Origin of the sequence: Flagellimonas crocea, assembly GCF_033441595.1 — a bacterium.
In the GTDB taxonomy this organism is placed as follows: Bacteria; Bacteroidota; Bacteroidia; order Flavobacteriales; family Flavobacteriaceae; genus Flagellimonas; species Flagellimonas crocea.
This window is the reverse complement of sequence record NZ_JAUZVX010000001.1, coordinates 172,756-183,458: the sequence shown is the minus strand read 5'-3', so window position 1 is coordinate 183,458 and position 10,703 is coordinate 172,756. Positions and strand designations below refer to the sequence as shown.

The window sequence follows — 10,703 nt, the reverse complement described above, 5'->3', positions numbered from 1 at the left end:
TGCTGGCCGGAAACCAACGAAAACAGGATAAGCCCTAAACTGCTATCAGTCGGGCTGTAAAATGCTATTACTTAAAAATCAAATGAGAAAAATCTGATCTAGGATCTGTATATCCTTGACCAAAAGTGGAGGGGGGTAATCACTAAACGGGACTATGTTTTCAGGTAGTCCTTCGTAAAGATTAAGATAGGTGTAGATGAAGCTGGCAACAAACTGTTGTTGTTCAAAGCTTAATTTTTCAAACGATACTTTTAAGTCGTTCTGGCCATCAACGGTAAGGACTTCATCGCTACAGCAATCGGCTTTGACCAAATTGCACTCTGGTAACTCTGCTGTCTCCTGAACTTCCATGCCGCAAGATTCTGCATGGCCCAAGAAAGAGTAATCAACCAGAACATCACCACAATAGTGTTGTGCAACCGAAAAAGAGAAGGTTGATAACAGCACTAATAGTGCCATTGTAAACGATGTTATTTTATGGAAAACACTTTTCATCCGTTCTGCAAAACTACAAAAATTTTAACACTCTTTTTTTGTTTAACAAAATTTTGGAAATCTAATCCCTTGATTTTTCTTTCAAGTCACGTATGAACAAAATCAATTATCGGCGATATGATAAATATCATTTATTTGTTTAAGCCTTTAGTTTACATTTGGTATTAAGGCTATATGTATCACCGAATATATATTTGATTTTCAGATAATTAAGTGAGATTATCAAAAAAATCGATTATTTTTGGGGGTAAACAAAATTTTGTAATTTTAGAATGTGAAGCAGTTTTTTAGCAAAATATTATCCATCTTTTTGACGTTGGCGGTACTCTTTTCGACTACCTCGTTTACGGCGGATATGCATTTTTGCTGTGAAAAACTGGTAGATATTGCCGTGTTCGGTAAAGCAACGCCCTGTGATCAAAAAATCCAAAAGACGGAAAACACTTCAAAAAAATGTTCAATTGGAGTTGGAGACTGTTGTAGTGATGATTCATTTATACAGCAAGGTAATGATAATCTCCAAAAGGTTTCCTTTGAGATTGATTCTCAAAATTTTGTCTTCTTAAAGGCCTTTGTCCACACTTATATAAACCTTTTTGAAGGACTTGAGGAAAATGTAGTTCCCTTCAAAAACTATAAACCTCCGTTGATTCAGAAGGATTTACTAGTTCTTCACGAGACTTTCTTAATTTGATTTATATTTAAGCGGATTGTTTATGCAATAGTCCGCTCTTCGCATTGGCCATACCTCTTAAGTGGCCCCTTTTTGTCGTACCCCATGCCCACGACAGAACATTCAGATTGATTGCCAAACAGGGTTTTACCTGTTGAGATTTATTGTAAACCATAATACGTGCACCATGGATTCCATAAGGGAATATTGGATAAAGAATATGGTTTGTAGGCGTTGCCTAAAGGTCATAAAGCAAGAATTGTATGATTTGGGCATTACCATACTATCCCTTGAACTTGGGAAACTTACGGTAAAGGCTCCAGAAATAGCTATTGTCGAAGCAGACCAAAAAGTGGTGGGCGTCCTCCATTCCAACGGTTTTGAAATAGCCAAAAGCGAAGAGGAGATGATAGTCGAGAAAATCAAGATCGCCTTGATTTCATTGGTCGCAGATATCCCTATCAACATTCGGGGAAAAACCTCGGACTATCTGGCTAACATAGTACATCGAGAGTACAAGGTACTGAGCAAGATTTTTTCAAAAAATGAAAATATCACTATTGAAAAATACTTCATAAAGCTGAAGATAGAAAAGGTAAAAGAGCTCATTCAGTTGCGGCAACATACCTTTTCTGATATCGCTTATTTGCTCGATTACAGCAGTGTCAACCACTTATCCAGGCAGTTTAAGGAAATCATGGGCATGAGCATGACCGACTATAAAAATGATCAAGCCTGGGAACGAAATTTCTTTGACGAAATTATATAAATAATAAAGAGAATTATGCAGACAAAGGCTTTTGGCAATACATAGATTTAACCTTGGAGATTACCAGAAAAACAAGCAAATGTTTAGAATTAAAAAAAGAATTGAAAATGCTACTAAAACAAGACAATTAGAGATAAATACAAAACGAATAACCGAAATAATATTAATTAAAAATCAAATATGATGAGAACGGCAGCAATTATTTTACTGGCAATTGGCTTAGTAAGTCTATCCGGTTGCAACCAGAAAACAAATCCTAACGCAATGCTCGAAAATTCGAAAACGAGAACGGAACTCTTTGAGGCAATTGCCAGTAACCACAGTTACATGACTGAATTCATGGACAACATGCAAGGCAACGACCATGCCATGCAGATGATGCAGGGCAATCAAAAGATGATGGGTACTATGATACAGGGCCAGGGAATACAGATGATGATGAAAGATAGTATGATGATGAAAAACATGATGCAATCCATGATGCAAGATGGAAAAATGATAGGCAATATGATGCAAATGATGCACGAAAAGGGCATGATGAGCGAAGATTGTATGGAGTCTTGTAAGAAGATGATGGGCGACAAGGGAATGGATATGAAAGGAATGGGCATGATGGACGGTTCAAATAAAATGGAACCATCTGAGCAAGACCATTCTGAACACCATTAAGGATTAACTTTTAAATTTTCGATTATGAAAAATCATTGGATATGGATGATACTAGGTTGCGGACTTCCGCTTCTTTTCATCTTTTTTGCACCAGCATTCGGCATTAAAGGCAACCTCACACTGTTTACGTTCATAGTAATCATGTTCGCGGTGCATCTCTTGATGCCTATGAGACATGGTGGCCATACCCATGGGCTAACGGAGGATAACCTTAAAAGAAAAAAGGAAGAAAAGGAAAAGCACGACCAAAAACAGCATCAACACTGAAATCCGCAAAAAAAATGAAAAGAAAATATCAAATAGACGGAATCAGTTGTGGCGGTTGCATAACAAAGGTCAAAAAAGTATTGGAGTCTCATGAAGACATTGAGGAGGCAAAGATTTTTTTAAGTCCGAAAGGAGTCGCCAAGATCAGTATGAAATCGAACCTTTCGGTCGATGATCTGCAGAAACAGTTGAATCGACTTGAAGGTTATACAATTTCAGAATTGAATTAATTACTAACATTTAAAACTTTTAGCTATGCACTATTTCGAAGGACATTGGGGCGGCATGCACATTATATGGTGGATTATCTGGCTCGTACTACTGGTGTGGATTTTCTTTATCCCGTATGACGTACCCTACCAAAAATCGAGCAATGAAGATCCCATGCAAATTCTAAAAAAACGATTTGCAAAAGGAGAAATTACCAAGGAAGAATATGAAGATTCAAAAAAAACCTTGGAAACGGACAAATAACTAAAAACAGAAATCATGAACCGTATAAACATTAAAAAATTCGGATTTGCATTCGGTCTCACTGCCGCCATCCTCTACATTGGCTGTATGGTCGTCATGTTTACGGCCGGCAGGGAAGGTACCATAGATTTTTTCAACAGCCTGCTCCATGGGCTTGACACAACCAGTATTATTCGCATGGATGTTCCTTTTTGGGAAGCTATAATTGGGATGATCCAAACATTCATTATCGGATGGCTGACAGGAGCGCTGATCGCAGCTTTTTACAATGCACAGCTAAAACGATAAATGCAGTACGTCTGGTTCATATGGTCCCTTATTATTCTAGCCCTCTGGGGCGTGGTCTATCTAATGAAGAAAGATTCTCGAAGAGAAATGCTGAAGATGAGTTGGATAACCATGCCCTTTGGGCTTACCGAACCCCTTTTTGTTCCCCAATATTGGCATCCGCCATCGCTTTTCGATTTGGCAATAAAGACAGGGTTCGATATTGAAAGCCTAATCTTCTCTTTTGCCATAGGGGGCATAGGCACGGTAATCTACAATCTTATTTTTAAGCGAAAGTATGTTGAAATACCGCATACCGAACGGAAACATGAAAGGCACCGGTTGCACCTATATATCCTTTTCGTACCGGCAGTAGTGTTTTTGGTATTGGCCCTGTTCACGCCTTTGAATCATATCTACTGTGGAATATTGGCCATGTTTTTGGGTGGAATGGCCACGCTATACTGCCGTCCGGATTTAAAGACCAAAATCTGGATAAGTGGATTTCTGTTCACGGCATTGTACTTTGTTTATTTTGGAAGTATACTCCCGTTCTATCCCAACTATGTAGAACTTTTCTGGAATCTGGAAAACCTTAGTGATATTCTAGTGGCCGGCATTCCAATTGAAGAGCTTTTGTTCGCTTTTACTTTCGGAATGTACTGGTCAGGGCTATACGAGCATTTGTATTGGAAAAAATTGATGAAACCCTTGGCCATAAGTTGATTTGGCAATATGGGAATTAACATAATTAATCATGAACAAATAAATCTACAAAGATGAAAATACTATTGGCAATAGATGGTTCTGACTTTAGTAAAGTCGCCATAGATGAACTTGCGACGCTGCCGTTCCCTGCGGGTACCGAAGTATGTATTTTGAATGTGTTCGAAAATCCCATGTTGGCCGCTCCTGGTGCCCTACCCTTGGGCGGCACGCTTGGAAATTATTATGAAGAAACCGTCTCCAGTGCGAAAAAATCGGCAGAAGATCTTGTTAATGAAGCTTCAAAATCATTAAGGGACAAGAATGACGTATTGTCGATAACAACAGCCGTGGTAGAGGGGCTTCCCAAAAGTGCAATTTTAGAAAAGACCGAAGCCTTTGATACCGATTTGATCATAGTCGGGTCGCAGGGCCATGGCGCATTCTCTAGATTTTTGCTCGGCTCGGTTTCCCAGTCCTTGGCAACACATGCCGACTGTTCCGTCATGATAGTCCGAAAACGCGGTTCAAAAGAGAAAAACAACTATTGAAAAGTTAACAGGCAAGAACCAAATGTTAGACGATAGCAAAAACAATACACGCAAAGTGACGGATGCAATCTGCTTGCCGCATTCCAGGTTCCCAAGAATAGTCATTGTAGGTGGTGGCTTTGCGGGTCTGGCATTGGTGGAAGGGTTGAAAAATAAAGATGTTCAGGTGGTACTTATTGACCGCCATAACTTTCATCAGTTTCAGCCCTTATTTTATCAGGTAGCCACCAGTGGGCTTGAACCCGATAGCATTGTATTCCCTTTTAGAAAACAATTCAAGGGATATAAGAATGTGAGCTTCAGGCTGGCCGAGGTAAAGGAAATTCAAAACTCCATCAATACCGTCATAACGGACAAAGGAAAACTTACCTATGATTATCTGGTCTTGGCAACGGGAACAAAGACCAACTTCTTCGGTATGGAAGAAGTGGAAAGAAATAGTTTGGGGATGAAGGATATCCGGGATTCTCTAAATATCCGCCACATGATGCTGCAAAATTTGGAACAGGCCGCGATCACGTGCGATGATGAGGAACGCGATGCCCTCACGAATTTTGTGATCGTGGGTGGCGGTCCCGCCGGAGTAGAAATGGCAGGTGCTTTGGCGGAGTTTTGCAAGTACATCCTTCCTAAAGACTATCCCGAGTATCCTTCCTCCATCATGAACATCTATTTGGTGGAAGCTATGGACGAAGTGCTCTCTGCCATGTCGGACAAAGCTTCTTCAAAAACGCTGACCTATTTAGAGAATCTGAACGTTAAGGTGATGTTGAAAGAATCCGTTAGTAACTATGATGGCAGGGTGGTCAAAACCAAAAGCGGCAAGACCATTTTAGCCAAGAACTTGATTTGGACAGCAGGGGTAACTGGAGATTTTCCAAAAGGATTCGATGAGACGTCTATTGTCAAGGGCAATCGTCTTAAAACGGACCACCACCTAAAAGTTTATGGAATGGACAATGTCTTTGCCATTGGGGATATCGCCGGGGTAATCACAGATGAGACCCCGAAAGGGTATCCCCAAGTAGCCCAAACCGCCATACAACAAGGCAGACATTTGGCCAAAGTACTGCTCAACACCTTGCTTTCAAAGCCTTCAAAACCCTTTACATATAAAGATAAAGGTTCATTGGCCACTGTCGGCAAGAGAAAAGCGGTCGCTGATTTGGGGAAGTTTCATTTCGGTGGCTATGCCGCTTGGCTTTTATGGTCTGTTGTTCACTTGGTCTCCATCAGTGGGTTTAGGAACAAACTATTGGTGGGCTTCAATTGGGCCATCAGCTATTTTACTTACGAAAAAAGTAATAGGGTAATCATAAGAAGTTTCAAAAGAACAAAGAAAGTTGATGCGCAATACACATCAACCCAAGAATAAATATTGAATCACTAAAAACAATTGAAAATGAAAAATATTGCAGTAGTAGGATACGGGGTCATCGGCAAAAGAGTTGCCGATGCCATAAAGGTACAGGATGACATGAAACTAGTCGGGGTTTGCGACATTATCAGCGATTGGCGCATACAGAACGCTGTAAGAAAGGATTATGATATCTATGCGACAACCACCGAAGCGGAAAAACAAATGAAGGCTTCGGGCATTTCGGTAATGGGCAATATGCAGGACTTATTGGATAAAGTGGAACTTGTGGTGGATTGCACCCCAAAAATGATTGCGGCGAAAAACGTGGAAACCTATAAAACACACAATATCAAATTCATTCTGCACGGTGGGGAAAAGCACGAGACAACAGGCCACTCCTTTAGTGCTGAAAACAATTATAACACGGCGTTGAATATCAATGCAACCCGAGTGGTTTCCTGTAATACCACATCAATCCTGAGAACATTGACCGCTTTAAAAAGGGCCGATTTACTGGATTATGCACGTGGCACACTTTTAAGAAGGGCGACCGACCCTTGGGAAAGTCATTTAGGAGGGATTATGAACACCATGGTACCGGAAAAAGAAATCCCGAGCCACCAAGGTCCCGACGCACAGAGCGTGGATCCTGATTTGGATGTCATTACTTCAGCGGTCAAAGTTCCCCAAACCTTGAGCCATATGCATTACTGGAACGTGAAACTAAAGAAAGAAACATCAAAGGAAGAGGTGTTGAACGCCCTCAAAACCTCAAGTAGAATCAAGTTTATTCACTATGATCAAGGCTTGGTCTCCAACAACACCATCAAGGAAATGTTTTTGGATATGGGCAGGCCTTGGGGCGACATGTACGAGGTAGCCCTATGGGAAGATATGCTAAAAGTGGTGGGCGATGAACTCTTTTATGCCTACGTGGTGGACAATCAAGCGATTGTAATTCCCGAGACCATCGACGCCATTCGGGCACTTACCGGAATCGAGATGGATGGTAATAAATCCATCGCTAAGACCAATAAAAGTCTAGGTATTAATCAATAGTTAAAACAATGAACTCTCACGAAAAAATAATAGAGCAGTTGGGGGACAAAGCGTCCTTCTATTTAGATCATGTTAGCGAAAAGATTACCAAGGATGAACTGCAATTGCCCGATAAAAATTTTGTCTCTAAAGTTTTTGTCAACAGCAATCGTAATCCACAAACGCTTCGAAGTCTTGCCCAATTATACGGGCATGGCAACCTGAAGGATACAGGGTATTTAAGCATACTTCCCGTAGATCAGGGAATCGAACATAGTGCCGCTTTTTCCTTCTATAAAAACCCCGATTATTTTGACCCTGAGAATATTATAAAACTTGCCATTGGCGCAGGTTGTAACGGGGTGGCCTCGACTTTTGGTGTATTAGGTCTGTACGCTCGGAAATACGCGCATAAAATACCGTTCATCGTGAAGATAAACCACAATGAACTACTGTCATATCCCAATGCCTACGACCAAACCTTGTTCGGAAAGGTCAAGGACGCTTGGGATATGGGCGCAGTTGCTATTGGGGCGACCATATATTTTGGATCTAAGGAAAGTAATCGACAGATAGTGGAGATTGCGGAAGCCTTCGCCGAGGCCCATAATCTGGGCATGGCCACGATTTTGTGGTGTTACACCCGTAACGATGCTTTCAAAACGGATAAAGAGGACTATCACACCGCTGCAGATTTAACGGGACAAGCCAACCACCTTGGGGTAACAATACAGGGGGATATCATCAAACAAAAATTACCCACTACAAATTACGGTTTTAAAGACCTTCAATTTGGGAAATATGACGATGCCATGTATGAAACCCTGACCACCGAACACCCCATCGATTTGTGTCGTTTACAGGTTGCCAATTGCTATATGGGCAAAGTAGGACTGATCAGTTCCGGTGGGGGTTCCAGAGGAGCATCCGATTTGACCGAGGCCATTACAACCGCAATCATAAACAAACGGGCAGGAGGCTCGGGTCTGATACTTGGAAGAAAAGCTTTTCAACGACCCATTAAGGAAGGGGTAGAATTATTGCATGCAGTCCAAAGTGTTTATTTGGAGGAGAAAATAACGATAGCCTAAGTGATAAAATACCATGTTCGAAACTGAAATAAAATCTTTAAAATCACTCAACCATTACTTGCAGAGACTGGTAGAGAGCAGGCTATGGCTAAAAGTGATTATCGCTTTGTTTTTGGGTGTAGGTTTCGGGTTGTTATTAAGTCCTCAAAACGGTTGGGTCAGTAAGGCGACTGCCGATATGTTGGGAAATTGGTTGGCCCTACCGGGAATGCTCTTCCTTAAATTGGTGCAGATGATAATGATTCCCTTGATTGTGGCTTCCATCATTACGGGCATAGCCAGTAACGACAAGGAAAATCTAAAAAAGTTGGGGGGTGGTGTGCTCTTATATTTTATATCAACAACAATTATATCAGTAACCATAGGAACGTTGCTAGCCGCACTGTTCAGACCTGGAAAGTATCTGCACCAACAGGCGGAAATGGATCATGCAAATGCATTGGCCGATACTGCCGAAAGTTCGGAACTATCCTTTGGAATAAATGATATTCCGAATGCCATAACGGATCTACTGCCCGAAAACCCATTGGCCTCCATGGTAAGTGGCGAAATGTTGAGCATTGTCATTTTTACCATTATAATAGGGGTAGCCGTTCTGTCGTTACCCAATGATTTGCTCAAACCAGTAAAATTACTTTTGAGTGCCGTACAGGAAATCTGTATGACCGTAGTAAAATGGGCCATGTTGTTGGTGCCGGTGGCAGTATTCGGATTGATGGCCCAGCTTACATCCAGTGTCGGGTTAAGCTCCCTTTCAGGATTGGGTTTTTATGTGCTCGTTGTACTGTTGGGCCTATTTATGTTGATTGTTATCTACCTCTTATTGGTAAGCACACTTGGCCGGACTAATCCTCTTAAATTTTTGAGAAAGATTACGGATGTCCAACTTTTAGCATTCTCGACTACAAGTTCTGCCGCGGTCATGCCCTTATCGCTGAAAACAGCAGAGGAAGAACTGAAAGTAGATAGCTCTATCAGTAATTTCATAATTCCGATCGGGGCTACTGTAAATATGGATGGGACGGCCCTCTATCAGACCATAACCACTTTATTCATAGCACAGGCTTACGGATTAGAAATGGACCTTTTAAATATTATTGTCGTCGTCGTTACGATAGTTGCGGCCTCAATCGGAACCCCGGCCATACCTGGAGGTGGCGTTGTCATACTGGCTTCGGTACTATCGGGGGCCGGAATACCTTCTGAGGGAATTATCATAATAATCGGGGTGGAGCGCTTGCTCGGCATGTTCCGAACTGCAGTGAATGTTACCGGAGACTTAACGGCTTGTATGGTTTTCAATCGGTTTTACGGAAAAATACCCGATCTGATTACCGCTAATCTTAAAACCACTAAATCATGAACACGAATATGAAACATATTGGGGTATTTACCTCGGGAGGGGATTCCCCAGGCATGAATGCAGCTTTATTTGCCATTGCAAAAACTGCCGAAGTGAACAGCATAAAATTAAGTGGTTTTCGTAAAGGTTATGAAGGCCTAATCGATGGGGATTTAGTCGAATTGGATACCCAGGAACTTCAAAAATTAGTGCATCGGGGCGGTACTTTTCTTAAGACCGCACGAAGCGCAAGATTCCTAACTAAAGAGGGAAGACAGCAGGCCCTGGAGAACCTTCGGAAAAATAACATCGATGCACTTATCGCCGTGGGCGGGGATGGTACTTTTAAAGGGCTGCTCGCCTTTTCGGAGATTTGCGAACTACCATTTATCGGTATTCCAGGTACCATAGACAATGACATGGCCGGAACCGACTTCACCTTGGGCTTTGATTCCGCAGTGAATACGGCAATCGAAAACATTGATAAGATCAGGGACACAGCAGAATCACATAACCGAATATTTCTAATTGAGGTAATGGGAAGGGACTGCGGATATATAGCAATGCATTCTGGGTTGGGCGTAGGTGCCGATGCCATTTTAGTGCCGGAAAGTGGACAAGATTTTGTCCGTTTGCTCGAAAAGGCAAGTGTTTATGATAGCGAAGAAGCCTTCATAGCCGTTGTTGCCGAAGGCGATGAACTTGGTGCCGAAATAGCGGCATCAAAGATTAAAGAATTAAATCCGAAGCTAGACCTCCGTATCACAAAACTGGGGCATGTGCAACGCGGTGGAAACCCTTCCGCTGCCGATCGTATGTTGGGGATAAGACTTGGGGCAGCTTCGGTAAAGGCCCTTTTACAAGAAAAAAAGAGCGTTATGGTCGGTATTCTCAACAACGAACTTAGCCTCACGCCTTTTGACCAAGTGGTAAAACAACACCAGGTACAAGACGAGTTGTACGAACTCGTAAAGATTTTTGGTAAATAAAATTAAAACGCAA

Annotated in this window: 15 protein-coding genes; 14 read left to right on the top strand and 1 reads right to left on the bottom strand. The window is 41.7% G+C overall.

Annotated elements, in window-relative coordinates; translation table 11 throughout:
* Window positions 1-78: 78 nt before the first annotated feature.
* Window positions 79-495, bottom strand: coding sequence for an HYC_CC_PP family protein (locus tag SD449_RS00835; RefSeq protein ID WP_067033774.1), 417 nt, complete (start codon window positions 493-495; stop codon window positions 79-81).
* Between the two features lie 274 nt (window positions 496-769).
* Here SD449_RS00835 and SD449_RS00830 point away from each other — a divergent pair, with 274 nt between their 5' ends.
* The 14 genes from SD449_RS00830 (at window position 770) to SD449_RS00765 (ending at window position 10,690) form a co-directional block, all read left to right on the top strand.
* Window positions 770-1,189 carry an HYC_CC_PP family protein gene (locus tag SD449_RS00830; RefSeq protein ID WP_067030421.1) on the top strand — a complete coding sequence of 140 codons (420 nt, stop codon included), beginning with the start codon at window positions 770-772 and terminating at the stop codon, window positions 1,187-1,189.
* 166 nt (window positions 1,190-1,355) lie between these two features.
* Window positions 1,356-1,937, top strand: coding sequence for a helix-turn-helix domain-containing protein (locus SD449_RS00825; protein ID WP_067030424.1), 582 nt, complete (start codon window positions 1,356-1,358; stop codon window positions 1,935-1,937).
* Between the two features lie 264 nt (window positions 1,938-2,201).
* Window positions 2,202-2,606 (top strand): hypothetical protein, encoded by a 405-nt coding sequence (locus SD449_RS00820; protein WP_309474604.1) that lies wholly within the window; start codon window positions 2,202-2,204, stop codon window positions 2,604-2,606.
* Window positions 2,607-2,630: 24 nt separating this feature from the next.
* A complete protein-coding gene (locus SD449_RS00815) occupies window positions 2,631-2,873 on the top strand; it encodes a hypothetical protein (protein WP_067035924.1) in 243 nt (80 codons plus the stop codon).
* 14 nt (window positions 2,874-2,887) lie between these two features.
* Window positions 2,888-3,103, top strand: coding sequence for a heavy-metal-associated domain-containing protein (locus SD449_RS00810; protein ID WP_067035921.1), 216 nt, complete (start codon window positions 2,888-2,890; stop codon window positions 3,101-3,103).
* A 25-nt stretch (window positions 3,104-3,128) separates the two neighbouring features.
* A complete protein-coding gene (locus SD449_RS00805) occupies window positions 3,129-3,347 on the top strand; it encodes an SHOCT domain-containing protein (RefSeq protein WP_067035918.1) in 219 nt (72 codons plus the stop codon).
* Between the two features lie 15 nt (window positions 3,348-3,362).
* Complete coding sequence (locus SD449_RS00800) at window positions 3,363-3,635, top strand: DUF5676 family membrane protein (protein WP_067035915.1); 273 nt, start codon at window positions 3,363-3,365, stop codon at window positions 3,633-3,635.
* On the top strand, window positions 3,636-4,340 hold the full coding sequence (locus SD449_RS00795) for a lycopene cyclase domain-containing protein (protein WP_067035912.1): 705 nt from the start codon (window positions 3,636-3,638) through the stop codon (window positions 4,338-4,340).
* A 53-nt stretch (window positions 4,341-4,393) separates the two neighbouring features.
* Window positions 4,394-4,870, top strand: coding sequence for a universal stress protein (locus SD449_RS00790; RefSeq protein ID WP_067035909.1), 477 nt, complete (start codon window positions 4,394-4,396; stop codon window positions 4,868-4,870).
* Window positions 4,871-4,892: 22 nt separating this feature from the next.
* Window positions 4,893-6,245, top strand: a complete 1,353-nt coding sequence (locus SD449_RS00785) for an NAD(P)/FAD-dependent oxidoreductase (protein WP_067035907.1) — start codon at window positions 4,893-4,895, stop codon at window positions 6,243-6,245.
* Between the two features lie 27 nt (window positions 6,246-6,272).
* A complete protein-coding gene (locus SD449_RS00780) occupies window positions 6,273-7,289 on the top strand; it encodes a type II glyceraldehyde-3-phosphate dehydrogenase (RefSeq protein ID WP_067035904.1) in 1,017 nt (338 codons plus the stop codon).
* An 8-nt stretch (window positions 7,290-7,297) separates the two neighbouring features.
* Window positions 7,298-8,359: a class I fructose-bisphosphate aldolase gene (locus SD449_RS00775; protein ID WP_067035901.1), complete on the top strand. Its 1,062-nt coding sequence runs from the start codon at window positions 7,298-7,300 to the stop codon at window positions 8,357-8,359.
* Between the two features lie 13 nt (window positions 8,360-8,372).
* A complete protein-coding gene (locus SD449_RS00770) occupies window positions 8,373-9,722 on the top strand; it encodes a dicarboxylate/amino acid:cation symporter (RefSeq protein ID WP_067035898.1) in 1,350 nt (449 codons plus the stop codon).
* Window positions 9,719-10,690 (top strand): ATP-dependent 6-phosphofructokinase, encoded by a 972-nt coding sequence (locus SD449_RS00765; RefSeq protein ID WP_067035894.1) that lies wholly within the window; start codon window positions 9,719-9,721, stop codon window positions 10,688-10,690. Before SD449_RS00770 ends, SD449_RS00765 begins: the two co-directional genes overlap by 4 nt.
* Window positions 10,691-10,703 lie beyond the last annotated feature (13 nt).